The organism is Pseudomonas sp. 3A(2025), from assembly GCF_054589175.1.
The window spans coordinates 129,192-153,646 of sequence record NZ_BAAILM010000010.1 but is presented as its reverse complement, the minus strand read 5'-3'; the positions used below and the strand labels follow the sequence as shown (position 1 = coordinate 153,646).

Annotated in this window: 18 protein-coding genes and 1 pseudogene; 12 read left to right on the top strand and 7 right to left on the bottom strand. The window is 61.1% G+C overall.

Features of this window, described 5'->3' with window-relative positions; genetic code table 11:
* Genes ACYP2A_RS04330 through ACYP2A_RS04320 form a run of 3 tightly spaced genes read right to left on the bottom strand, consistent with a single transcriptional unit; the run spans position 1 to position 4,241 of the window.
* On the bottom strand, positions 1 to 777 hold the full coding sequence (locus ACYP2A_RS04330) for a 2OG-Fe(II) oxygenase (RefSeq protein WP_459743073.1): 777 nt from the start codon (positions 775 to 777) through the stop codon (positions 1 to 3).
* Positions 778 to 831: 54 nt separating this feature from the next.
* Positions 832 to 1,767, bottom strand: a complete 936-nt coding sequence (locus tag ACYP2A_RS04325) for an ABC transporter substrate-binding protein (protein WP_459743072.1) — start codon at positions 1,765 to 1,767, stop codon at positions 832 to 834.
* Entirely contained in the window at positions 1,764 to 4,241 is a 2,478-nt protein-coding gene (locus ACYP2A_RS04320; RefSeq protein ID WP_459743070.1) for a TonB-dependent receptor plug domain-containing protein, read from the bottom strand. The genes ACYP2A_RS04325 and ACYP2A_RS04320 overlap by 4 nt, the downstream gene beginning before the upstream one ends.
* Before the next feature lie 177 nt (positions 4,242 to 4,418).
* On the opposite strand from ACYP2A_RS04320, the gene ACYP2A_RS04315 reads away from it, so the two are divergent.
* The 3 genes and pseudogenes from ACYP2A_RS04315 (at position 4,419) to ACYP2A_RS04305 (ending at position 7,088) form a co-directional block, all read left to right on the top strand.
* Complete coding sequence (locus ACYP2A_RS04315; RefSeq protein ID WP_459743069.1) at positions 4,419 to 5,729, top strand: LLM class flavin-dependent oxidoreductase; 1,311 nt, start codon at positions 4,419 to 4,421, stop codon at positions 5,727 to 5,729.
* Positions 5,730 to 5,813: 84 nt separating this feature from the next.
* A pseudogene (locus tag ACYP2A_RS04310) lies at positions 5,814 to 6,179 on the top strand (RES family NAD+ phosphorylase); the annotation flags it as partial.
* A 288-nt stretch (positions 6,180 to 6,467) separates the two neighbouring features.
* The gene (locus tag ACYP2A_RS04305; RefSeq protein ID WP_459743067.1) at positions 6,468 to 7,088 is read left to right on the top strand and encodes a glycoside hydrolase family 19 protein; all 621 of its coding nucleotides are present in this window, start codon (positions 6,468 to 6,470) and stop codon (positions 7,086 to 7,088) included.
* A gap of 95 nt (positions 7,089 to 7,183) precedes the next feature.
* On the opposite strand, the gene betA is transcribed toward ACYP2A_RS04305, so the two are convergent.
* Entirely contained in the window at positions 7,184 to 8,938 is a 1,755-nt protein-coding gene (betA, locus tag ACYP2A_RS04300) for a choline dehydrogenase (protein WP_459743065.1), read from the bottom strand.
* 149 nt (positions 8,939 to 9,087) lie between these two features.
* Positions 9,088 to 10,560, bottom strand: a complete 1,473-nt coding sequence (gene betB / locus ACYP2A_RS04295; protein ID WP_459743063.1) for a betaine-aldehyde dehydrogenase — start codon at positions 10,558 to 10,560, stop codon at positions 9,088 to 9,090.
* Between the two features lie 356 nt (positions 10,561 to 10,916).
* Between betB and ACYP2A_RS04290 the strand changes: the two genes are divergently transcribed.
* Positions 10,917 to 12,920, top strand: a complete 2,004-nt coding sequence (locus ACYP2A_RS04290; RefSeq protein ID WP_459743062.1) for a BCCT family transporter — start codon at positions 10,917 to 10,919, stop codon at positions 12,918 to 12,920.
* A 6-nt stretch (positions 12,921 to 12,926) separates the two neighbouring features.
* On the opposite strand, the gene ACYP2A_RS04285 is transcribed toward ACYP2A_RS04290, so the two are convergent.
* Positions 12,927 to 14,084, bottom strand: a complete 1,158-nt coding sequence (locus tag ACYP2A_RS04285) for an alpha/beta hydrolase family protein (protein WP_459743061.1) — start codon at positions 14,082 to 14,084, stop codon at positions 12,927 to 12,929.
* Positions 14,085 to 14,361: 277 nt separating this feature from the next.
* On the opposite strand from ACYP2A_RS04285, the gene ACYP2A_RS04280 reads away from it, so the two are divergent.
* The 3 genes from ACYP2A_RS04280 to ACYP2A_RS04270 are packed head-to-tail and all read left to right on the top strand — an operon-like array spanning position 14,362 to position 17,556.
* Positions 14,362 to 14,781 carry a hypothetical protein gene (locus ACYP2A_RS04280; protein ID WP_459743059.1) on the top strand — a complete coding sequence of 140 codons (420 nt, stop codon included), beginning with the start codon at positions 14,362 to 14,364 and terminating at the stop codon, positions 14,779 to 14,781.
* Entirely contained in the window at positions 14,778 to 16,133 is a 1,356-nt protein-coding gene (locus ACYP2A_RS04275; RefSeq protein WP_459743057.1) for a ParA family protein, read from the top strand. The genes ACYP2A_RS04280 and ACYP2A_RS04275 overlap by 4 nt, the downstream gene beginning before the upstream one ends.
* A complete protein-coding gene (locus tag ACYP2A_RS04270; protein ID WP_459743056.1) occupies positions 16,117 to 17,556 on the top strand; it encodes a hypothetical protein in 1,440 nt (479 codons plus the stop codon). The genes ACYP2A_RS04275 and ACYP2A_RS04270 overlap by 17 nt, the downstream gene beginning before the upstream one ends.
* 57 nt (positions 17,557 to 17,613) lie before the next feature.
* Here ACYP2A_RS04270 and ACYP2A_RS04265 read toward each other — a convergent pair whose 3' ends face one another.
* Complete coding sequence (locus ACYP2A_RS04265) at positions 17,614 to 18,552, bottom strand: LysR family transcriptional regulator (protein ID WP_459743054.1); 939 nt, start codon at positions 18,550 to 18,552, stop codon at positions 17,614 to 17,616.
* A gap of 229 nt (positions 18,553 to 18,781) precedes the next feature.
* On the opposite strand from ACYP2A_RS04265, the gene ACYP2A_RS04260 reads away from it, so the two are divergent.
* The 5 genes from ACYP2A_RS04260 (at position 18,782) to ACYP2A_RS04240 (ending at position 24,443) form a co-directional block, all read left to right on the top strand.
* On the top strand, positions 18,782 to 19,723 hold the full coding sequence (locus tag ACYP2A_RS04260; RefSeq protein ID WP_459743052.1) for a VOC family protein: 942 nt from the start codon (positions 18,782 to 18,784) through the stop codon (positions 19,721 to 19,723).
* A gap of 3 nt (positions 19,724 to 19,726) precedes the next feature.
* The gene (locus ACYP2A_RS04255; RefSeq protein ID WP_459743050.1) at positions 19,727 to 20,074 is read left to right on the top strand and encodes a Rieske (2Fe-2S) protein; all 348 of its coding nucleotides are present in this window, start codon (positions 19,727 to 19,729) and stop codon (positions 20,072 to 20,074) included.
* Positions 20,075 to 20,209: 135 nt separating this feature from the next.
* The gene (locus ACYP2A_RS04250; RefSeq protein WP_459743049.1) at positions 20,210 to 21,334 is read left to right on the top strand and encodes an FAD-dependent oxidoreductase; all 1,125 of its coding nucleotides are present in this window, start codon (positions 20,210 to 20,212) and stop codon (positions 21,332 to 21,334) included.
* A gap of 56 nt (positions 21,335 to 21,390) precedes the next feature.
* Entirely contained in the window at positions 21,391 to 23,061 is a 1,671-nt protein-coding gene (locus ACYP2A_RS04245; RefSeq protein ID WP_459743047.1) for a DUF1302 domain-containing protein, read from the top strand.
* 14 nt (positions 23,062 to 23,075) lie between these two features.
* A complete protein-coding gene (locus ACYP2A_RS04240; RefSeq protein ID WP_459743046.1) occupies positions 23,076 to 24,443 on the top strand; it encodes a DUF1329 domain-containing protein in 1,368 nt (455 codons plus the stop codon).
* Positions 24,444 to 24,455 lie beyond the last annotated feature (12 nt).

Sequence of the window (24,455 nt, the reverse complement as noted above, 5' to 3'; positions counted from 1 at the left end):
TCAACTCCAGTAGATCAAGGGGGATTGCTCGCCGAAATAACCGATGAAACTCGACAGGGTGATTCGCGGCGTGTGGTGCACGGGACGAACCGCGTGGATGAAACGCGGGTTGATGATGATCAGGTCGCCGTCTTCGGGGCGGGTGGTGAAGTCGGCCGGGCGCAGCCGGTCGCGATCGATGCCGTAATGGCGGTCGCTTTTCAGGTGCTGGTATTCGTCTTCGCTCGGGCGGGTGTTCCACACCTCCAGCTCGCCGCCTTGCGCGGGCACCTGCAGGTAAATGTTCGCCGACAGTTGCGCTTGCAGGCTGACCTGCAAATGCGCCGGCAGATTCCACTCCAGCTTGTCGATGTGCGGGCACAGGTCGATGTCTGGCTCTTGATAGCGGGTAACGCCGGTGAAGCACTTTTCGCCGTCGACATCGAGCAGGTGCGCGCCGCGTGGCCAGACTTCATCGAGCTTCAGGCGCAGGTCGTCGATGGGCGACAGGTAAGGGCGAAAGGCATCGCGCACCCGATTGATATTGCCGCACGCCGCCTGGTGATAGGCGCTGCGCACCTCGTCGCTTTTGATTTCGGCATAGGCGATGCCCAGCCGGGTGAACTCGCGGGCATGGCCCAACGAGCCCCGTTGCGGGTGATCGAACAGATGCTGACGTGCGGCCTCCAGGCTTTGCGGACTGACGAAATCCGGTATGCGGATGCCATAGATGTCGTGATTGAGCAGTTGCTGGATGTGCGCCGAACTCAATTGTTCGGCATTGAGGGTTGCGAGCATTACTTACCTCCTGGCAGTAAAACGAGCCCCACGGCAAACACGCACAGGCCGGGCTCAATGATCGAAACGGGTGTCGTAATGCGTTTTGGCGTCGATGCCCTGGCGGATGATTCCTTCATCGCGGTACAGGTCGGCGCTGTGTTGTAACTGGTCGATAACCGTCGCATCGATGGCGATGCGTTGCGGTCTGGATTCCAGTGTCGAGACGCGGTGAAACTCGACCGGCAGCCCGGTAGAGGCGGCCAGTTGTTCGGCGTAGGCGTCGACATTGCGGTTGGCCCACTGGTAGGCGCGCTCGATGCGGGTCAGCAGGTCGCGCAGCGCGTCGGTCTTTTCATCGATGGCTTTTTGGCCCGCGACGATCAGCACGTTGCCGGCAAACAGCGTCTCGCCGCTGGCCAGTACGCGGGTCTGGTCTTGCAGGCGGGCCATGGTGGTGTACGGGTCCCAGGTTGCCCACACATCCGCGCCGCCGTTGGCCAGCAACACCCGCGATTCCCCCGGTTGCAGGAAAATGAACTGCGCGTCGCTGCCGTGCAGCCCGGCCTGACGCAACAGCGCCAGGGCCAGGAAGTGACCGATCGAGCCGCGTGTGGTGGTGATGCGCCGGCCCTTGAGATCCGCCGCCGTATGCAGTGGCGAATCCTGTCTGACCACCAGCGCCACCATGGTTGGTGTCACGTGCAGCTTGATCACCGTCACGGTCTTGATCGGCGCTTTCGCCGCCACGGCGAAGATAAACGGCGCCTCGCCCAGCGCGCCGATATCGATGGCGTTCAGGCTCAGTGCCTCGGCAATCGGCGGCGCCGAAGGAAACGATGAAAACTCGACTGCGTAGGGCAAGTCTTGCAGTTCGCCGGCCGCTTGCAGCAGCACCTTGAGCGACGCCTTCTGGCTGCCGACGCGCAGGGTGGTCTGCGCTTGTACGGCGCAGCTCAGCCCCAGCAGCGCGAGCAGCAGCATGGCCTGCAACGGCTTGCCCCGGCTCAAAACGCCACGCTCACACGGCCGTAGTAATAACCACCGGCAAACCCGTAGGGCGAGAACATGCCGTACTCGTAGGTGCCGGCCCAGGTCTTGATGCCTTTTTTATCCGGGTAGACATCGAACAGGTTATTGGCGCCCAGGGCCACGGTGAGGTTGTCGGTCACGTCATAGGCCACGTCCAGATCGGTGATCCACTTGGCGCTGTAGGTGCGGTCGTTGTCCGGGATATTCGAGCCTTCGGTGTACTGGCCGTAACGGGTCAGCGCCAGGTTGACGTTCCAGCGGTCGAGCCGGTAATGGGTTGCGGCGATCCACTTGTCCTTGGGCGTGGCCTTGGTCAGGTCGATCTGTTGCTGGCGGTCGAACAGCACATAACCGCTGCCCAGGCTGGACAACTGACTGGGGTTGGCGGCAAGGCCGCGAATGGTGTTGCGGTTGTGGTTATAGGCCAGGCTGAATTTCGCCTGCCCATATTGCTGCAACGCCAGGCTGTATTCGGCCACCAGATCGACACCTTGAGTGCGGGTGTCAGCGGCGTTGGCGTAGTACTGGCCGGCCAGGTTCGGTGGCAGGCCGTTGGCGGTGAGGATATTCGACACGGCTGTGCCGCTCAGCACGCCGGTTTGCAGGATCCGGTCGTCGATGTCGATCAGGTACCAGTCGGCGGTCAGGCGCAGACGCTCCAGCGGTTCGGCGGTCAGGCCCAGGCTGTAGCTGAGCGAAGTTTCAGGCTCCAGCGAAGTGGCACCCAGGGCGATAGCTTCCGGCGAATCGGGGCGCATCTGCCGGGTGCGGGCCACGCTGGTCACGCCACCGACGCCGAACTGGGTGATGCTGCTGGTCGCCGAGAACTGGTTCTGTGCCAGCGACGGGGCACGAAAGCCCTTGCTGACGCCTGCACGCAACGCATAACCCGGCACGAACTCGTAGCGGGTGGTCAGCTTGCCGCTGGTGGTTTCGCCGATGCCCTGGTTGTACTTCTCATGGCGCACGGCAGCGCCGACGTACCAGTTGCTGGTCACATCCAGGCCCAGGTCAAAATACGCCGCGACGTTCTGCCGGTCGGCGCTGCCGGCATCGTCCGGGCTGGTGCCGGCCACCGAAAACAGGCCAGGGTCGGGAACCCGTCCGGCGAACGGGCCGGTCGGAATCACATAACTGCCCTGGCTGTACGAGTTGGGCTCGCCGGCTTGCAGGGTGAATTCTTCACGGCGGTATTCGATACCGGCCGAGGTTTGCAGCGGGCTGCTCCAGCCGATGTCCAGCGCGCGGGTGAAGTCGAGGTTGGTGGTCCACTGATCGAAGATTTCGTTGGCCAGATGAAAGCGGTGCTGGCTGAAGTCCGGGCCGTTGGAAATGTTGACGTTGTTGTCGGTGTACAGGCGCGCCTTGTCGCGGCCGTAGCTGCTGCTGACATCCCAGTCCCAGCCGCCCACCTGGCCCTTGAACCCGGCGGTGGCCTGGTAGTCGACCTCTTCGATCTCGCGCCGCGCCTGGCCGCCATCGCCATACGGCGCGCCATCCACACCGGCTAGGCTGGTGATGTCGGTAGGCTTGCGATGACCGAGGTCCTTGTTGCTGTTGCGGTAGCTCAAGGTCGAGAACGAGTACAGGGTCACATCGTTCTGCAGTGGCAATTCAAGGTTGTAGGCCAGGCTGGTGGTACGGTCGCGGCCCAGGCCGTATTCGTTGCCCCAGCCATGCCGGTTGCTCTCGCGTGGGTCGGGCGAGCCGTCGGGCTGGTTGAAGTACAACTGGCCGGAGGCGGCCGAATCGCGAATCCACGGCTCCTGGGCCTTGGCATCGAACGACAGGTTGAAAAAGCCACCATCGCCCAGCGCCGTACCGACGTTGGCCGCTTCATGGCCGGTGGTGCCGTCGCCGTTGTAGTTCTGGCCCAGTGAGGTCTCGGAGGTGACGCCGTCGGCGTTGCGCTTGAGGATGATATTGATCACGCCGGCAATGGCGTCCGAGCCGTATTGGGCGGCGGCGCCATCGCGCAGCACTTCGATGCGCTCTACCGCGGCGGTAGGAATCAGGTCGAGGTCGACCGGCGTCGACGCGTTGCCGACCCGCGCATTGTTGTTGATCATCGCGGTGTTATGCCGGCGCTTGCCGTTGACCAGAATCAACACCTGATCGCCACCCAGGCCGCGCATGCTGATGCCGCGCACCACAAAGCCGGTGCCGCCGCCGTTGAAGGTTGGCACGTTGAACGAGGGGATCAGGCGGGCGAGGATTTCCTTGAGGCCGCTCTTGCCGGTAGCAGTGAGCTGTTCGCTGGTGTAAACGTCAATCGGGACCGGGCTGTCGGTCAGGGTGCGTTGCTGGTTGCCACGAAGGCCGGTGACCAGCACCGTGTCGAGGGTGTCGTCAGCCTGAGCCAGGCTGCTTAAAGCACTAGCGGCGAGCAGCAATCCGGCAGTTTGCAGGGGTGCGAACAGGGGGGCGAAATGCGTTCGGGCAGCGTTGCTCATCAGTCGTTATCCATGCGTGCATAGTCATTGTCCTTAGCGCTGGGAGCGCTCGTTTTGGATCCCATTATTGGGTGAAGGAGAGTGTAGGCTCGGTAACAAAATGTTAAAAATACGGAATACGAATAAGCTAATGTTCATATCTTGTAACAAAAAACCAACAAATTCAGTGTGGGTATCATGAGTCGTACACAGCAACAGATGCGCCTGGGCCTGTTCATCCAGGCCGCCGGCCACCATGCTTCGGGCTGGCGCTACCCCGGCGCGCAAAGCGGCAGTGAGAACTTTGCCCTGGTGCGCAGGCTCACCGAGAGCGCCGAGCGTGCGTGTTTCGACCTGGTGTTTTTCGGCGACAAACTGGTCACCGGCCCGCAAGAGCCGCCGTCGATGATCGTGCGCTTCGAGCCGCTGACCCTGCTCGGCGCGCTGGCCACGGTCACCGAGCGCATCGGCCTGGTCGCCACCGCTTCGACCACCTACGGCGAGCCCTACACCGTGGCGCGCCAGTTCGGCACGCTCGACCATATTTCCAATGGCCGGGTGGCCTGGAACGTGGTCACCACCGGCTACGACAGCGCGGCCAATTTCACCCTCGGTAATCACCCGGACCACGAGCAGCGCTATGCCGTGGCCGAGGAGTTCGTCGATGTGGTGCGCGGGCTGTGGGACAGCTTTGAAGACGACGCCTATGTGCGCAACGCCGAAACCGGTGTGTACCTGGACAGCAGCAAAATGCACCGCCTCGATCATCAGGGCGAGTTCTTCAACATTGCCGGCCCCTTGAACCTGACCCGCAGCCCGCAGGGCCATCCGGTGCTGGTGCAGGCCGGCTCGTCGGGGCCGGGCATGGCGCTGGCGTCGCGCATCGCCGAAGTGGTGTTCACCGCGCAACAAGACCTGCCCAGCGCGCAGCAGTTTTATGCCGACCTCAAGCGCCAGGTGGTCGAGCATGGCCGCGACCCCGGCCATTGCCTGGTGATGCCCGGCATCATGCCGATCATTGGCCGCACCCAGGACGAAGCGCTGGCACATTTCGAGCGCCTGCAACAATGGAATGACCTGGACGCCGCACTGGCACTGGTCAGCGACCGTCTGGGGCATGACGTCAGCGGTTTTGATCTGGATCAGCCGCTGCCGGACTTGCCGCTGCCGCAAAACATGAAAAGCCGCGCGCAGTTGCTGCTGGACATGAGCCACAAAGACGGCCTGACCCTGCGTCAGGTTTGCCATCTGGCCGCCGGGGCACGCGGTCATCGCATCGTGGTCGGCACCGCCCAGCGGGTCGCCGATGAAATGATTGCCTGGTTCGAAGGGCAGGCCGCCGACGGCTTCAACCTGATGCCGGCGCATTTTCCTGAAGGGCTCGATGCGTTTGTCGACGGTGTGTTGCCGATCCTGCGCAAGCATGGGTTGTTTCGTGAGCAGTACAGCGGGCACACGTTGCGCGAGCACTTGGGGCTGCCACGGCCGGCGCATCGGAGCGTGCGGTAGATCGTCGGGCTGGTTTTGAGTCTATGGATTCATTATTTCGCTGTACGACACCTTCCGGCGCATCGATGCGCTGCGGGGTGGGCAATGGTGATGCCCGCTGAGCTGGCCGAATGCCCGGACCAGGCGCTGCAAGCGCATCGTCTGGTCAACTCGCGTTTTCCGCCCATCGATCTGTTCAACGACGTGGCCGATGCAGCCGAGTTTGAGGCGTTGTATCAGATTCAGGCGCTGACCAACCCGCGCGTGCTCAACGAGGTGGGGCGCATCGAATTGATCGCCTTGCAGGAGATTTCTTTCGCAATTGCCGGCTGCTCGTATGCCACCGCCCCGTTTACCCACGTCAACCCGGCCGGGTCGCGTTTCAGTAATGGCAGCTTCGGGGTGTTGTATCTGGCCGATGAAGTGCAAACAGCCGTCGCAGAGGTGCGTTATCACCAGCAGAACTACTATCCGGTAGGTTTCCAGCTCCTGTACTTGCATGGCGTCGATCACGCAACGAGGTCACGTGGCAGTGAGTGTCAGGCAGTTTTGAAAACAGGGCGAATATAACCGGTAGGAAAAATAATTTTCTCGATTGATTTGAATGATGCAGAGCGTTTGCTACGCTGCCGCTTTCGGCAACGTATTAAAATATCAAAGCAGTAAACATCGAGAGTAACAGTCAACTGTACTGACGTGTTTGTTCGACAGGCCAGCGCTGCCGATTATTTTTCATGACGATCGTGTTCAGGAGTTTTCATGGGCATCAACAGGGATTTTTTCTTCGACCATATCCGTGAGTCTTTATTCAAGGGCTCGCTCATACAGGGGCAGCGCGATGGGCTGAATGCGATCCTTGACAAGTGGGAGGCGGAGTCTCCTGAGGGGGATGATCGATGGCTGGCCTACATGCTTGCTACGACACACCACGAGACCGGTAGAACCATGCACCCCGTCCGTGAAACCTTCGCAGCCACGGACGACGAGGCTATTAACCGGCTTGAGAAGGCTTGGGCCGCCGGTAAATTACCGTGGGTTAAAACGCCCTATTGGCGGCGCGATGCTAACGGTGACTCATGGCTGGGGCGAGGGTTTGTCCAGCTCACGCACAAGGCCAACTATCAAAGGGTGGGGGCGATTATCAAGGTTGATCTCATCACTCATCCCGATCAGGCAATGGCGCTCGATACGGCACTTAAAGTGCTGTTTGTAGGCATGCGCAGTGGTCTCTTCACTTCTGCAAAGCTCTCTGACTTCTTTAACGAGTCCAAGAGCAACTGGGTGCAGGCGCGCAAAATTATCAACGGGCTGGAAAGTGCCGATCTCGTGGCAAGTTACGCAAAAAGCTACTATGCCGCGATTAGCTACACGGTCGGCTGAGTGGGGTAAGCGGCGTTGACTTGTTGACCACGCTGTCGAGTTCATCGACAGCGTGGGTAATTCCATCAGGCCATGCGACCCTGCAGGCTGTTATATCAATGAGCAACAGGCTCGAGCGGGGCTTGCACCGGCAGCACTTGCGCCGCCGCCAGGCCTTCGGTGTGCTCGGTCGGGCGCATCGGAGCGCGGCGTACCGGGGCGCCGTTGGCCTTGAAGTACTTGGCATTGCTGCGCGCCAGCGGGGCGCGGTTGCGAATGCGGTCGGCGATCTTCTCGGCGATCATGATAGTGGTGGCGTTGAGGTTACCGGTGATGATCTCCGGCATGATCGACGCATCCACGACACGCAGCCCTTCCAGGCCATGCACACGGCCCTGGCCGTCGACCACCGCCAGCGGATCGGTGCCCATCTTGCACGAGCACGACGGGTGGTACGCGGTTTCGGCATGCTCTCGTACGAAGGCGTCGAGTTGCTCGTCGGTCACAGCGTCCAGGCCAGGGCTGATTTCACGGCCGCGATACGGGTCCAGCGCCGGTTGGGCCATGATTTCGCGGGTGATACGGATGCCATCGCGAAACTCTTGCCAGTCCTGCTCACTGGCCATGTAGTTGAACAGGATGCTTGGATGGTCGTGCGGGTCCCTGGACTTGAGCTGTACCCGCCCACGGCTGGGTGAGCGCATCGAACCAACGTGCGCCTGGAAGCCATGCTCCTGTACGCCTTTGCTGCCGTTGTAATTGATCGCCACCGGCAGGAAGTGGTACTGGATGTTCGGCCACTCGAACTCAGGCCGCGAACGAATGAAACCGCCCGCTTCGAACTGATTGCTGGCGCCGATACCGGTGCCGTTGAACAGCCATTCGGCACCGATGGCCGGCTGGTTCCACCACAGCAGCGACGGGTACAGCGACACCGGCTTGGTGCAGGCGTACTGGATGTACACCTCCAGATGGTCCTGCAGGTTTTCACCGACGCCGGGCAGGTCGTGAACCAGCGGCACATTGTGTTTTTTCAGCAGTTCGGCAGGGCCGACACCGGAGCGTTGCAGGATCTGCGGCGAGGCGATGGCGCCGGCGCTGAGCAGCACTTCCTGGCGTGCTTTGGCTAGTACGGGCGTGGTCGAATTGCCCACCAGATAGCTGACGCCCACGGCGCGCTTGCCTTCGAAGACGATGCGGTCGGTGGTGGCGTGGGTAACGATGGTCAGGGTGTCACGCTGTTTGGCAGTGTCCAGGTAACCGCGTGCGGTGCTGGCGCGGCGGCCATTCGGCGTAACGGTACGGTCCATCGGGCCGAAGCCTTCCTGCTGATAACCATTGAGGTCGTCGGTGCGTGGGTAACCGGCTTGCACACCGGCTTCGACCATCGCGGCGAACAACGGGTTGTTATTGGCTTTAGGCGTGGTCACGCTCACCGGTCCCTGGCCGCCGTGCCAGTCGTTGGGGCCGATATCGCGGGTTTCAGCCTTGCGGAAATACGGCAGGCAATCCGGGTAGGCCCAGTCTTCAAGGCCTGGCAGTTTGGCCCAGCCGTCGAAGTCCATGGCGTTGCCACGGATGTAGCACATGCCGTTGATCAGCGAAGAGCCGCCCAGGCCTTTACCGCGACCGCATTCCATACGGCGGTTGTTCATGTGCGGCTCGGGATCGGTCTCGTAGGCCCAGTTGTAGCGGCGACCTTGCAGCGGGAAGGCCAGCGCCGCCGGCATCTGGGTGCGAAAATCGAGGCGATAGTCCGGGCCACCGGCCTCCAGCAGCAGGACAGTGACGCCTGGATCTTCGGTCAGGCGGGCGGCCAGGGTGTTACCGGCGGAACCGGCACCAATGATGATGTAATCGAACTCAGACATAAGGGGACTCCTTGCGGAGCGCCCCTCAGCGACAAGCTGCAAGTGATGAGCTGCAAGCTTGTCGGGGGTGCTCCTGATAATGCATGTATTCAAGACGCCGCAGCTTCAAGCTTGAAGCTTGCGGCTCATAACTTGACGCTGCCGTCTTCCTAGAAGACGGACGCGTAATCGCCCAGTTCGACCTGGATCGATTTGACCCGGGTGTATTGGGCCAGCGACAGGATGCCGTTCTCACGGCCCACGCCCGATTGCTTGTAGCCGCCGACCGGCATGGAGGCGGCCGATTCGCCCCAGGCATTGATCCAGCAGATACCGGCTTCAAGCTGGTGAATCACGCGGTGGGCGCGGGTCAGGTTCTGGGTGACGATGCCGGCAGCCAGGCCGTAGTCGGTGTCGTTGGCGCGGCGGATGGCTTCTTCTTCAGTGTCGTAGCTGAGAATGCTCATCACCGGGCCAAAGATCTCCTCACGCACGATGGTCATTTCATCGGTGCAGTCGGTGAACACCGTCGGTGCTACATAAGCGCCTTGCGCCAGTGCGCCCTCGGTCAGGCGTTCGCCGCCGTGCAGCAGGCGTGCGCCTTCTTCCTTGCCCTTGGCGATGTAGCCCAGCACGCTTTCCATGTGCGCGAAGCTCACCAGCGGGCCGAAGTTGGTGTTTTCGTCAGTCGGGTCGCCAATGCGGATGCGCTTGACGCGCTCCAGGATCTTGGCTTCGAAGGCTTCTTTCAGCGCGCTCGGGATAAACACGCGGGTGCCGTTGGTGCACACCTGACCGGAGCTGTAGAAGTTGGCCATCATCGCGATGTCGGCGGCTTTATCCAGGTCGGCATCGTCGAAAATGATCAGCGGCGACTTGCCGCCCAGCTCCATGGTGACTTCCTTGAGGCTCGACGCCGAAGCGCTGGCCATGACTTTCTTGCCGGTACTGGTGCCGCCGGTGAACGAGATTTTTTCGATCTGCGGGTGTTCGGTCAGGGCGGTACCCACGTCGCGGCCGCTACCGGTCAGCACGTTGAACACACCATCGGGCAAGCCTGCGGCGGTGAAGATTTCCGCCAGCTTGAGGGTGGTCAGCGAGGTGACTTCACTCGGCTTGAAGATCATTGCGTTGCCGGCCGCGAGCGCCGGGGCCGATTTCCACAGGGCGATCTGGATCGGGTAGTTCCAGGCGCCGATGCCGGCAGTGATGCCCAGCGGTTCGCGGCGGGTGTAGACGAACGAGGTGTCGCGCAGCGGAATCTGCTCGCCTTCGATGGCGACCGCCAGGCCTGCGTAGTATTCCAGCACATCGGCGCCGGTCACGACGTCGACATAACGGGTTTCCGAATAGGCCTTGCCGGTGTCGAGGGTTTCCAGTTGCGCCAGCTCATCGTTGCGCTCGCGCAGAATATCGACGGCGCGACGCAGAATGCGCGAACGCTCGACGGCGGTCATGGCTGCCCAGACTTTCTGACCTTTCTCTGCGCTTTTGACGGCACGCTCCACGTCAGCCGCAGTAGCGCGCTGGACCTTGGCCAGCACTTCGCCGGTGGCAGGGTTGATCGCGTCAAAGGTTTCTGTGCCGCTGGCGTCAACGTAACCGCCATCGATATAGAGTTTTTGCGTTTCAAAACGGGCCATAGGGTTCTCGCAAGTGCATAGGTGGACTAAAACTAGCCTACTTTATTTATGTTGAACGCTCAATCAGTAAAGAATAAGCTCTGCGACAATCTGCCACCCTTGACAGGTTTTCGGACCAGTCAAGGGTGTGTAGAAAGGCGTCCTGTAAGGTTTGTGACAGAGCATGACGAAAGACGTTCGCGCTTTTTCGTTACATCTGGGCAAGGGTTCATGCACTTTTGTGCAAAAGCTCCATAGAGAGACGAGCCTGCGGCGTTGCCTGACGCCCACACGCCGATCGGTGCTGACACACAGGCGGCAGGCCTGAAACACGGGTCTGCTCACTTTCTACCGCTCTGCTTTGGAGCATGCGTGCAATGAGTTCTGCCTCCCTCATAAAGGCTTCCACCGAGAAGCCGACCGTCAACCGCGTCGTATTTTTCACCTCGGCGCTGTTGGTCCTGTTATTGACTGCCCTGCTGATCGCTGTCCCCGAAACCGCAGGCCGCGTCCTGAGCCAGGCTCAGGCGTGGCTGTCGCGAAGTTTCGGCTGGTACTACATGTTGATGATCGGAGCCTACCTGGTGTTCGTCATCGGCATTGCCTTCACCTCGTTCGGCAAACTCAAGCTGGGCAGCAAGGACGACCGCCCCGACTTCAGCTACGGCGCCTGGGCCGGCATGCTGTTCTCATCCGGCATCGGTATTTCGCTGCTGTATTTCGGCGCTTCCGAGCCGCTGGACCACTATTTCAATCCGCCCCAAGGCGCGCCGGCCAGCCTGGAATCGGCACGCCAGGGCCTGCAACTGACCTTCCTGCACTGGGGCCTGCACGGCTGGGCGATCTATGCGCTGGTCGGGCTGTCGGTGGCCTATTTCGCCTACCGCCACAGCCAGCCGCTGGCCCTGCGTTCGGCGCTGTATCCGCTGATGGGCGAGCGCTGGGTCAAGGGCCTGGCCGGCAACACGGTGGACATCTTCGGCATGTTCGTCACCTTGCTGGGGCTGGTCACCAACCTCGGCATCGGCGCCATGCAGGTGGCCTCCGGGCTTGAGTACCTGTTCGGCATCGAGCACAACAACACCAACCTGCTGATCGTCATTCTGGTGATGAGCACGGTGGCGACCATCGCCGCCGTGTCTGGTGTCGAGAACGGCATTCGCCGCCTGTCGAACCTGAATATCGTGCTGTTCAGCGGCCTGCTGCTGTTCGTGCTATTCAACGGGCCAACCCTGCATTTGCTCAATGGCTTCGTGCAGAACCTGGGCGATTATCTGGACGGGGTCATACTCAAGACCTTTGACCTGTACGTGTACGAAAACACGCCGGCCAGGTCCGAGCGCTGGCTGGGCCTGTGGACCGTGTTCTATTGGGCGTGGTGGATTTCCTGGGGCCCGTTCGTGGGCATGTTCATCGCGCGTATCTCCCGTGGCCGCACGGTGCGCGAACTGGTCGCCGGCGTGTTGCTGATCCCGCTGGGCTTCACCCTGGCCTGGCTGTCGATCTTCGGTAATACCGCGCTGGACCTGGTGATCAACTCAGGCGCGACCGAGCTGGGCCGCATCGCGGTGGAACAGCCGTCGATGTCGATCTACAAGCTGCTCGAATCCTACCCTGGCGCCAAAATCGTGGTGGGTGTAGCGATTTTCGTCGGCTTTGTGCTGTTCCTGACCCCGGCCGACTCGGGTGCGGTAATGATGGCCAACCTGTCGTGCAAGGGCGGCGGTGTCGATGAAGACGCCCCGCACTGGATGCGTATCGTCTGGTCGGCGATCATCACCCTGGTGACCATCGGGCTGTTGTTCGCCGGCAACTTCGAAGCGATGCAGACCATGGTGGTGCTCGCCGGCCTGCCGTTCTCGCTGGTATTGGCGGTGTTCATGTACGGGCTGTACAAGGCCATGCGCCAGGACCAGTTGCTGGAGCAGACCCACGCCGAACTTGCCGCTCGCGGCCGTCGCGGGTTTGCCGAGCGCCTGAGCCAGCTCGACCTGCAACCCAACCAGGCCACCGCGCAGTGCTTCATGGACCAGCACGTCAGCCCCGCGCTCAAGCAGGCCGTGACGCAGTTGCAGGGCAGAGGCTTCGAGGTGCTGAGCCGGGTCGGCCAGTCGCGCTCGATGATGGGGCTGCGCATCGAAATGGAGGAGGGCAACCCCTTCGTTTATGAAGTCAGCCTGGACGGCTACCTGGCCGCGCCCGACGATGTCACCCGTGAAGGCGACAACGAAGTGCGCCGGCGCTTCTACCGCGCCGAGGTCTACCTGTACAACGGCAGCCAGGAATACGACCTGATGGGCTTCAGCGAAGAACAGATCGTTCAGGATGTCCTCGATCAGTTCGATACCCATCAGCACCGGCTGGACCGGGTTTACACCTGAGGGTAATCAGCGCGTGCGGCCACCCAGCGTTTCAGCGACCCAGTCGGCAATGAATTGCCCGGCGTTGATGCTGTTATCGAAGCTGGAATGCTGCACGCCGCCTTCGCGTTCGGTGAAGATCTTCAGCTCGCGTTTGGGGCTGTTGACCAGTTGTTCATAGGTGCGATGCGCCCATTTCAGCGGGATCTGCGAGTCCTTTTCACCGTGGGTCACCAGGAAGGGCACCTTGATACGGTCGAGTACGCCATCCAGGTGCACGTTTTCTGCAATGCTCATGAACTCATCGACATCGCTGGCGCCCCACACCCAGCACACGTGGGCCCAGTAGTGCGGCACCGGGAAGTCGCCTTCCTTTTCCAGGCGGCGCTTCTGCACGTCGCGCCAGTCATGGTTGGCGCCCCAGACCACGCCGCAGGCAAAACGCGGCTCGAAGGCCACGGCGCGCGGACAGTAATAGCCGCCCAGTGACACACCTTCCATGCCGATGCGCTTGGCGTCGACGTCTTCACGGGTTTCGAGCCAGTCCACCACGCGGCTGGCCCAGTGTTCGCTGTCGTAGCGGGCGGTCAGGTTGTGCAGGCGCAACGCTTCACCGGTGCCGGGCTGGTCGATGATCAGCGACGACACGCCGCGTCTGGCCAGCCAGGCTGGCAGGCCCACGCGGTATTTCATCTCTTTGGTCGAATCCAGGCCGTTGACCTGCACCAGCAGCGGCGCTGGCCCTTCAACGCATTCAGCGCGTACATACAGGCCGCTCAGGTGCGTGCCTTCATAGGGGATTTCGACCCGCTGGCAGTTCTCGTTCGACAGCGCGATGCCCTGGGCAAACGTCTGCAGAAAACGCTGATACAACGCCTCGCGCCCCGGTGCACCGTGAGCTTGCAGGCGTTCGCAGGTCAGGTAATAGGTGGCGGCGCGGTTGTATTTCTCGCCTGCCGACAACAAGCGCCCGGCCGCCTCGTCCTCTTCGGCCAGGCCGCACAGCTTGTCGGCCATTTTCGCCCAGGTCTCGCGAAAGGCACGGGTGCCGGCGGCGTCGGGCTGTCTGGCGGCCTCTTGCAGCGGCGCACACATCTCCTCGATCTCGCCCATACGGGCGCCCATTTCGATGGCCAGGTCCACCGAGAGATTCCAGACGTAATTGGTGGGGAAGTAACGGAACATTTTTTATTGTCCTTGTGCTGTCGAAAGATCCGGCGTCCATCAACAGGCAGGACGCGTACCCGGTGAAGGTACGCAGGCACAACACGGTATGGCCAATCGCGACGGGGGATGCGAGGTATCGCCAAACGCGATGGCCGCCGGGTAATCGAGCAACTGAGGTACACTGCTCGCCGACCTTCCGGCGCAGTTGCGCCCATGCCGAGAGACTTAATCGAACCAGCCCTGATGTGCGTCGAGACTGTGATGAAAGGCGACACATTCCGAGTGGAGCAATGCTTTGGATTACGATCAGAACCCCTCAGGATCTGCCCGCCGCCATTTGACGGCAGCCCTTGAGCTTCATGCCGTCACCGATAGTGGCAAGCAGCCGGGGTGCAATGCCGTTGCCGGCTATTTGTTTGGACTGGCGGGAGAACTTGCCGTCAAAGCAATGATGCTGGACAGCGGTATGCGTCCTGCCGAACCTCGTAAAGGAAATGCCTTCTTCGAGCATTTTCCAGCCCTCAAGACCGTCCTCAAAGATCAACTTCACGGCCGTCGAGCCGGTGAGCTGATGCAGATTGCTGAAGATGGCGCCTTGTTCGACGCTTGGCATACCAATATGCGCTACTCATCCACTGTCAGAATCAATCCATTAAAAGTCACCGCCTGGAAGTCTAGTGCGCAACAGTTAATCGCTCGGATGGATAACCTATGACTTCACAGATCACTTTCGACCAAGCGCTCCCTTTGCTGATCTCGACACTGGCCGATCAGGCCGGGGCTGAATTTGCGCAATGTGGAGTCATCGTTAGAGATGCATCTGGCCGACTGGCATTCGTCTCATCGCGGCTGGCACAAAGCGACTCTGAAAATGACGCGCTTAATGCAAGCGTTGCTGAAAAACTGGGTGGCTATGCACGACAAGGAGGGGCTGTACGGTTCTCTGATGGCCCCGGTGCGCAAGCCGTGCTTGAGGCGTCTGATGCAATACCCATCCGCGTTGAAGATCAGTTTTACACGCTGCTTGACAGGCGTATCGTTGGGTCTGGCTGGCTCAACGCCCCTGCTGCCGAAGTGAGCCATCCACCGCGCTTCGTCTTTGCCACGCTCAAGGGCGGGGTTGGCCGCTCAACGGCGCTGGCTGTCGCCGCCGCAGATTTGGCGCGGCGCGGCCGTAACGTGTTGGTCATCGATCTCGACCTGGAAGCACCTGGCCTGGGCGAGCTATTGCTGTCAGATGATCGAACCCCCAAATATGGTGTGATCGACTATCTTGTCGATAACGGCATAGTGGGTATACCCGCTAGTCGCCTCGGCGATTTCATCGGTACCAGTGACCTTACTACAGCAGAAGGCGGGCGCGTTGATGTCATGCCGGCACTCGGCACTGCCTCCGATCACTATCCCGAAAATGTGCTGCCCAAGCTTTCCCGAGCAATGACTGAGGATATCGACAGTGCCGGTGTGGTCACCGTGGATCGCCAAATCTCTCGCATGATTGACGCCGTGACCCAGCGTGACCAGTACGATGCGGTGCTGATTGACAGCAGGGCGGGTCTATCTGAGTTGGCGGCGCCCGCTGTGTTGGGACTGGGGGCTACGGTTTTTTTATTTGGCACGGCTCAACGGCAAACGTACCAAGGTTATCGCAAGCTGTTCGCAGCCTTTCAGTTGCTGGCGCAGCGAGACAAAGCCGCCGGTGGCGATGCCGAGTGGCGATCCACATTGCGCCCGGTCTACGCCAAGGCGAGCATGAATAAAGACGCCATCGCGCTTTTTTCAGAAGAAGTCTTCGAGTTGTTTTCTGAGCATATATACGATGAAGAGGACCTCTCGGGAGAGGTCGGCGATGCGCTTCGTTTCGCTCAGGATGATTTGACAGCACCTCACCAGCCGTTAATGATCCCATTCACACAAAACTTCCTGGACTTCGACCCTCTTCTACGTCCAAGTCAACTAGAGAGCGCTTTCTATGAACAAACGTATCGTCCATTTTTGAATAAAGTTGATGAACTAATAGAGTCGAGCATGACCGATCACGAGCGCCCCAATGACAACCCTCTCTGACTTTTCGCACATTCGCGCTGCCATGGCGGCGTTTGACCCTGCCCCCCGGGTCGAGCCGAACCAGGAAATCGATGTCAACAGCGCCTTCTTGCCTAAAGGGCATCGAAACGTACTGGATCTGCGGCGGCAGTTGGTGGTCGGTAACCGCGGAGCCGGAAAAAGCTTTTGGACGCACGCACTGCTGCAACCCTCCTTGCGGCAACGGCTTGCCAATGTTTATGGCTTTCGTCAATTGGAGAAAGCCAACGTCGTGGTGGGCTTCAACGGCTCTGTTAAAGTCAGTGCTACTGCGCCAACCGTTGACGAACTGGCGTTTTTTATCAAGCAGGGAATTCCCGCTGAGCTCATATGGCGGGCAGTACTGACAAGAATTGCGTCAGTCTATAACATGTCTGGACAGTCCTTTTCCTTAGAGGACACCATCGCCAGGCTTTCAGCCGATCCGCAACTCTATTCCCATGAGCTGTCTCTTTTGGATGACACGCTCGCCGCCTCGGGTTCAGTGCTGGTCATTGTTTTCGACGCCCTCGATCGAATACAGGGTGATTGGAAACAAATCAGCGATATCACTCGCGCCTTGTTAATTCTGGCGGTAGGCCTTCAATCGTTCACGGCCATTCGCGCCAAAATATTCATGCGTGTGGATCAGTTTTCTGACCAGGAGCTTTTTCGCTTCCCAGACAGTTCGAAAATCAGAAATGACCATGTCAATCTCGTGTGGCGACCCTCAGAGCTTTATGGTTTGCTGCTTTTTCAATTATTGCTGGATAGCCAATCGCGGAACCCCATAAAAGCATTGGCTCAAAGCATCCAGGCTACCCAGGCTTTACCCCAACAGGGCGTGGATACCACGGATATCGATGCGCAGGAGCATCTAATTAACGCTATTGCCGGCGCTTTTATGGGCGCCAACAAAAAGCGTGGTCGCGTCTACAGTTGGGTACCTCTGCATCTGAGCGATGCGGCTCAAACGTGCTCACCTCGTAGTTTTCTTGTCGCTTGGAAAAAAGCTGCGGAACATGATCCGGCGCCGTCAGGCAAGGCAGTGGATCACCTTGGCTTACAGGATGGTGTTCGCTCTGCCTCGACCAGCCGCCTTGCCGAGCTTTACGAGGACTACCCGTGGATTCAACCGGCCCTTGAGGCCTTGCGCCGCCAGTTCGTGCCCATTGAAGAAGATCAGCTTTTTGCGCTTTGGGAACAGGCAGGAGTAAGGGCCAGGATTACAAGTGATCCCAAACCTCACGCCACTCCTGTGCGTTTCTTATCTGGCGACGAGCCCTCAGCCTTGCTGTCTTCGATGCGCGACGTTGGCGTAATGGAAGTTCGCAAGAACGGGAAAATCAATGTGCCGGATATTTTTCGAGTGGAAGCGGAAATTCTCAGGAAAGGCGGTGTTGCAGTGCCCAAAAGGGTTTTCTAGAGCCTGTCGCCATTGCCCGGTGTTGCTTGAGCCGGGCAAAGACATTCTATCTATGGTCTACCCCACCGCCCGCAACGCCTCGGCAGGCTGATCGACGCTCTGGATAAACTCGCGAATCCGCTCGCGCAGCCAGCGGTGCATCGGGTCGCCTTCCATGCTTCGGTGCCAGAGCATGTATTCGCGCATCACCGGAATTTTCACCGGTGCCGGCAATATCCGTAGCGGCAGATAGCGCGCATACAGCTCGGCCAGGCGGCGGTGCATGGTCGCCACGCGGTGGGTGCCGACCAGCAATTGCGGCAGGGTATTGAAGTCGTTGGTGATCACTTCCAGGCGGCGATTGAAGTTGTACTGGCTCATGAACCAGTCCTCGATGCTCAAATGCCGGTTGCGCCCGAAGCCCACCGAAATGTGGCCCATCTGCATGTACTGCTCCATCGTCAGGCTCTGGCCAACCTCGGGGTTGTCGCGCCAGACCACGCACACGTGCTCTTCTTCGAACAACAACTGCGCCGGGTGACCTTCAATGATGTAGCGCTCGGGCGCGATCATCATGTCCACCTCACCACGCAGCAGCAGTTCGGCGCCGCTGTCGCCGGGGCTGAGCATTTCGAAGGTGATCGACGGGGCGGCATGGTGAATCTTCTGGATCACCTGGGCGAACAGCACGCTGATCAGGTAATCGGACGTCACCAGGCGAAAGTGACGCTTGCTGGTGGCCGGGTCGAACACCGGCTTGGCGGTGATCGAGGAGCGAATGGTCAGCAGCACTTCGCGCACCGGCGCCGCCAGCTCCAGGGCATAGGGGGTGGGTTGCATCTTGCGCCCGACCTGCACCAGCAACTCATCTTCGAAAAAGGTCCGCAAGCGGCCGAGTACGCCACTGGTAGCCGATTGGGTCATGTGCAGGCGTTCGGCGGCGCGGGTGATGTTCTGCTCTTCGAGCAGTACGTCCAGGGCGACCAACAGGTTCAAGTCCAGGTGGTTGAAGCGCACGGTGATACCTCGAGGTTCTTGTAGTTATTTTGTCGATACCTTGTCCCGACATTTTTGCTACGTCAATCCCGGGCAACCGTCACTGGCCGGTAAACGCCCACTGTCATGGACCGGCCTTCAGGTATCGCGATTGTCGATGCCTCACATCCCTACACACGATTGGTCAGCGGGCCATGCCTGCCATCAACCTTCTCGGCAACTCAATAACAAATCGAATGGAGTGCCCGCCATGAACATCCTTGGACTCGATGCCCTGATCTTCGGCGTCGACGATATCCAGGCCTGCGCCGCTTGCCTGCGTGACTACGGCCTGAACGCCACCCACCTGGACGCCGACGGCGGGCGTTTCGAAGCCCTCGACGGCACGGCGATTGTCATTCGCCACGGCCATGACCCTGAACTGCCACCGGCGATTGGGCCGACCCCGTCGCTGCGCGAAACCGTGTATGGCGTGGCCTCCAGCAGCGATCTTGATGCCATTGCGGACGAACTGGGCCGCGACCGCGACGTGCGCCGCGATGCCGAAGGTGTGCTGCACAGCGTCGACGACCTGGGCTTTGCCATTGCCTTTCAGGTCACCTGCCGCCGCGCATTCCAGGCACCGGCCGACCTGACCAACGCGCCCGGCAGTGAGCCGCAACGCCCGCTCAACCAGTTGGGCATCACCGCCGACATGCAGGCACTGCCACGCACGCTGTCGCACGTGGTGTATTTCGTGCCGGATGCGGCCAAGGGCGAAGCCTTCTATCGCGACCGCCTGGGCTTTGTCACCACCGACAGCTTTATCGGTGTCGGGCCGTTCATGCGCACCGCCGGAATGGACGATCACCATTGCCTGTTCATGATCCAGACCCCGCCGCACATGCAGGGCTGCGAGCACTTCACCTTTCATATGGGCAGCGGCACCGAAGTGCTGTTGGCCGGCACACGCTTCCAGCACAAGGGCTGGACCAGTTTCTGGGGGCCGGGCCGGCACATGCTGGGTTCCAACTGGTTCTGGTACTTCAACTCGCCGCTGGGCTGCCACATCGAGTACGACGCCGACATGGACCGCCATGACGACGAGTGGGCCGCACGCCAGGCGCCGATGTCGGCGGACAACTCGCAGTTGTTCCTGTTTACCTCGCGGGAAAAATGGGCACCCGGCGGCCCGCCACCGAAAAAGGACTAAGCGGTGGCGTGCGCAACGCTGTGCCGGCTCGATGAGTTGACCGAGGGCCAGGCACGCGGCTTCGACCCGCAAGGGCGCGGCGCCGACAGCCTGTTTGCCGTGCGCCATGCCGGCAGCGTGCGGGTGTTCTTGAACCAGTGCCCGCACCTGCACACGCCGCTGGAGTACCGCAAGGACCGTTTTCTCAGCGCCGATGGCCAGTGGGTGGTGTGTTACGCCCACAACGCCCGCTTTCGCCCCGATACCGGCGAATGCGTGTACGGACCGTGTCTGGGGCAGGCATTACGGGCTTTGCAGCATCAAGAGCAGGACGGCTGGCTGCTAGTGCCGCTGGCGCTACTGGGCGACTGAGGTATCGCGACGCGTGATAGCTCGCATCCACTGACACGATTGGTAAAAGCCCGGCCACACCGGGAAGCTGTGCCCAGGCACAGGAAGGCCCGCATTTGAAATGCGGAAATAACAAGAACAAAACGGAAAAATGCCATGAATACGGTGAGCAACGTGTTGATCGTCGGCGGCGGGATCGGTGGGCTGTGCGCCGCCATTGCCCTGCGCCGCAAAGGAATTGCAGTCGAGCTGGTCGAGCTGAAAACCGAATGGACGGTCTACGGCGTCGGCATCATCCAGCAAAGCAACGTGGTGCGCGAAATGCACCGTCTGGGCTTGCTTGATGCCTACCTCGATGCGGCCTTCGCCTTTGAAGACGTCGCCATCTACTCAACCGCCGGCCAGCAGCTGGTGCGCATTCCAGGCCAGCGTCTGGCAGGCCCCGAGTACCCCGCCAACGTTGGTATCTCGCGCCGGGCGCTGCATAAAGTCCTCAGCGAAACTGCCATTGCACTGGGTACCCAGGTGCATCTGGGCTCCTCGATCGAAAGCTTTACGCAAGACGGCGAGGGCGTCGATGTGCTGTTCAGCGATGGCCGCCAGGGCCGTTACGACCTGCTGGTCGGCGCCGACGGGCTGTTCTCCAAAGTGCGCAGCCTGGTCTTCGGCGACCGCTACCAGCCGCATTTCACTGGGCAGTCGGTGTGGCGCTACAACTTCAAGCGCAGCGGCGGCCTCGATCACCTGGCCAACTATCAGGGCCCCGCTGGCAACGCCGGCCTGGTGCCGCTGGCCGATGACCTGATGTACCTGTTCACCACCTCTCACGAGCCGGGTAACCCGTGGAAAGACCAGGCCGGCCTGGCCGCTGAACTGCGCGAGCGGCTGGCCGGTTTCGGCGGCCTGATCGGTGAGTTGCGCGAGCAGATCACCGATTCTGCCGAGGTGGTCTACAAGCCGCTGGAAGCGGTGTTCGTCGACGAGCCCTGGTATCGCGGCCGCGTGCTGCTGATCGGCGATGCCGCCCACGCCACCACGCCGCACCTGGGGCAGGGCGCCGGCATGGCCATCGAAGACGCCGTGGTGCTGGCCGAAGAATTGACCGCCGGCGGCACGCTGGACGCGCAGTTGCAGCGCTTCATGGGCCGGCGCTTCGAGCGCTGCAAGTACATCAGCGAGATGTCGCTGCTGGCCGGCGCCAAAGAGGTCGAGCGCGACCCGTCGTTCGACCGCATCGGCCTGGTCAAGCAGATGCTCGAGGTCACCGCCCGGCCGATCTGAACCCCGGTATTGCTTGTTCGCACACACGTACAAAAACAATAAAAGAGGTGTTCCCGATGTTGACTCACCACCGTGCACACTGGCGCGCGCTGCCGCCGCTCAAACCCTTGGCCATGACCCTGCTGGCGCTCACCGCCGGCCAGAGTCAGGCGTTTGAAATCGACACCGGCGTCCCCGACCTGCGGGTGCGCTGGGACAATACCCTGAAATACAGCGCCGCCTGGCGCACTCAGGAACCAAGCAGCCGGCTCACCGAGGGTCAGACCTCGTTGAACCTGGACGACGGCGACCGCAATTTTCGCAAGGGGCTGATTTCCAATCGTCTCGATCTGCTGTCGGAGATGGACATCACTTACGGCAACGTCGGCGCCCGGGTCAGCGGCGCGGCCTGGTACGACGATGCCTATAACCGTGGCACCGACAACAACGACCCGAGCCGCAGCAACAGTACCTCGGTGCGTTACGACCAGTTCACCGACGACACCCGTACGTTGCACGGGCGCAAGGGCGAATTGCTCGATGCGTTCATTTTCGGCAAGACCGAAATCGGCGACATGCCGGTGTCCGGGCGCGTGGGCCGTTACGCCATGCAATGGGGTGAAAGCCTGTTCTACGGCATGAACGGCATTGCCGGCGGCATGGCGCCTATCGATGTGGTCAAGGGGCTGTCGGTGCCCAACACCCAGTTCAAGGAACTGATTCGTCCGGTGCAACAGATGTCCGGGCAGATGCAACTGACCCCTGATGTCTCGATCGGCGCCTACTACCAGTTCAGTTGGGAAGCCAGCCGCCTGCCGGCCGCCGGCAGCTATTTCTCCAACGACGACTTCTTCGGTGACGGCGCAGAACGGTTGTTCGTGGGCGCTCCGGTGATGCCGGGCGGTCAGCCGCTGGCCTTCTACCACGGCAAGGATAAAAAGGCCAAAGACTCGGGCCAGGGCGGCCTGCAACTGCGCTGGCGCACCGAAACCGTGGACTGGGGCCTGTACGCCATCCGCTTCCACGACAAGGCGCCGCAGCTCAACGTGCGCACCGACTTTGCCAACCTCAACCCGGTCACCGGCAAGGCGGGCGAGTTCTACTGGGTCTACCCCGAAGATATCTCGGCACTGGGCGCGAGTTTTTCGACCACGCTGGGCAACTTCAACGTCGCAGGCGAGCTGTCGACGCGCTGGAACCAGCCACTGGCCTCGACCAACCAGCACGCGCTGGCGCCGGACGAAGCGATCAACAACAGCGACAACCCGATTTACGCCACCGGCCGCACACTGCACGCCAACCTGTCGTGGCTGGCCAGCCTGGAGCCGAGCTTCGTTGCCCGTGAAGCCAGCTTTATCGGTGAAATCGCCTGGAACCGCGTACTCAGTGTCAGCAAGAACCGCGACGCCTTCGACCCCAATGCCGATCGCGACGCGACCAGCCTGCGCCTGGTGTACGAACCCATGTACCGCCAGTTCATCCCGGGCCTGGACCTCTCGGTGCCGGTCGGCGCCAGCTACACCCAAGGCGCATCGGGTGCATTGGGCACCGGTTTTGGCATCGACCACGGCGGCGACCTCAACATCGGGGTCAAGGGCAACTACCTCAACACCTGGAACCTGGGCCTGACCTACACGCACTACTACGGCCCGCAAAACACCTTTCTCGATGCCAGCAACAACTACACCTTCGAACAGTCGCTCAAAGACCGCGACTTCATCGCCTTCACCGTCAGCCGCAGCTTCTGACCCAGGACAGCCCGATGAAACACAACTACAAGATCGTCTCGTTAATCAGCGCCGTCAGTGCTGCCCTGTTATTCGCCCATGGCGCCATGGCCGCCGTGTCGGCCGAAGATGCCGCGAAGTTAAAAACCAGCCTGACCCCGCTGGGCGCCGAGCGCGCCGGCAATGCCAGCGGCACGATTCCGGCGTGGACCGGCGGCTATACCCAGGCGGACCCGGCCTATAAACCCGGCGGCAAGCGCGGCGACCCGTTCGCCAATGACAAGCCGACCCTGACCATCACCGCGCAGAACATGGCGCAATACGCCGACAAGCTGACGCCCGGCGTGCAGGCGATGCTCAAAAAGTACCCCGACAGCTACCGGGTCGAGGTCTACCCGACCCATCGCAGCGCCGCCGCGCCGCAAGCGGTGTACGACGCCACCTTTGCCAACGCCACCCAGGGCAAGCTGGTCGAAGGCCCGGCCGGGGCCATGCCTGAAGGTGCGTCCGGCGGTATTCCGTTCCCGATTCCGCAAAACGGCGTCGAAGCCATCTGGAACCACCTGCTGCGCTGGCGCGGGGCGTCCTGGCAGGCCAACTTCACCCAGTACCTGACCACCGCCGACGGCAAGCATGTGCTGACCAATGACTCGCGCGCCGACCTGCAAATGCCGTGGTACTTGCCCGGCGGCTCGGGTGAGAAGGGCGTGTTCTGGTCGATCCGCATGATCAACGACGGCCCGCCACTGCGTGCCGGTGAAGCCATCACGGGACTGGAAAACCTCAACGCCGACAAGGCCGCCGTGTGGACCTACCTGCCGGGCCAGCGCCGCGTGCGCCGCCTGCCGAACGCCTGCTGCGACACGCCGACACCGGCCACCGCCGGCGTCATGAGCTTCGACGAACTGTACGTGTTCAACGGCCGCACCGACCGCTTCGACTGGAAACTGGTAGGCAAGAAGGAGATGTACATCCCCTACAACGCCAACAAGGTGTTCACCGCACCGACCGCCGAGTCGCTGCTCGACGCCCACCACCTCAAGTCCGATGTACTGCGCTGGGAGCTGCACCGCGTCTGGGTGGTCGAGGCGACCCTGAAAAACGGCCAGCGCCACGTGATGCCCAAGAGCACTTACTACCTCGATGAAGACACCTGGGCGGCAGTGCTTGGCGAACGCTACGACGCCCGTGGCCAACTGGCCAAAGTGGTCTGGACATCCCCTGTGGTGCTGCCCGACCTGCCAGGGGTCGTGACCCTGACCAACGGCTTCTACGACCTGCTGTCGGGCGCGTGGTTTGCCGGTGACCTGTTTGCCGGCGAGGCCGAGCAATACCGCATCGTGCCGCCGTTCAAGGATTCAGTGTTCACCGCCGACGCCATGGCCGGCGAAGGCGTGCGCTAAAGCACCTTTCAT

Bases quoted from the DNA above. Each gene is read 5' to 3' on its own strand.
- betB (WP_459743063.1), bottom strand. From the start codon at position 10,560: ATGGCCCGTTTTGAAACGCAAAAACTCTATATCGATGGCGGTTACGTT.
- ACYP2A_RS04275 (WP_459743057.1), top strand. From the start codon at position 14,778: ATGACTTCACAGATCACTTTCGACCAAGCGCTCCCTTTGCTGATCTCG.
- ACYP2A_RS04290 (WP_459743062.1), top strand. From the start codon at position 10,917: ATGAGTTCTGCCTCCCTCATAAAGGCTTCCACCGAGAAGCCGACCGTC.
- ACYP2A_RS04305 (WP_459743067.1), top strand. From the start codon at position 6,468: ATGGGCATCAACAGGGATTTTTTCTTCGACCATATCCGTGAGTCTTTA.
- ACYP2A_RS04260 (WP_459743052.1), top strand. From the start codon at position 18,782: ATGAACATCCTTGGACTCGATGCCCTGATCTTCGGCGTCGACGATATC.
- ACYP2A_RS04320 (WP_459743070.1), bottom strand. From the start codon at position 4,241: ATGAGCAACGCTGCCCGAACGCATTTCGCCCCCCTGTTCGCACCCCTG.
- ACYP2A_RS04245 (WP_459743047.1), top strand. From the start codon at position 21,391: ATGTTGACTCACCACCGTGCACACTGGCGCGCGCTGCCGCCGCTCAAA.
- ACYP2A_RS04315 (WP_459743069.1), top strand. From the start codon at position 4,419: ATGAGTCGTACACAGCAACAGATGCGCCTGGGCCTGTTCATCCAGGCC.
- ACYP2A_RS04285 (WP_459743061.1), bottom strand. From the start codon at position 14,084: ATGTTCCGTTACTTCCCCACCAATTACGTCTGGAATCTCTCGGTGGAC.
- ACYP2A_RS04240 (WP_459743046.1), top strand. From the start codon at position 23,076: ATGAAACACAACTACAAGATCGTCTCGTTAATCAGCGCCGTCAGTGCT.
- betA (WP_459743065.1), bottom strand. From the start codon at position 8,938: ATGTCTGAGTTCGATTACATCATCATTGGTGCCGGTTCCGCCGGTAAC.
- ACYP2A_RS04270 (WP_459743056.1), top strand. From the start codon at position 16,117: ATGACAACCCTCTCTGACTTTTCGCACATTCGCGCTGCCATGGCGGCG.
- ACYP2A_RS04250 (WP_459743049.1), top strand. From the start codon at position 20,210: ATGAATACGGTGAGCAACGTGTTGATCGTCGGCGGCGGGATCGGTGGG.
- ACYP2A_RS04330 (WP_459743073.1), bottom strand. From the start codon at position 777: ATGCTCGCAACCCTCAATGCCGAACAATTGAGTTCGGCGCACATCCAG.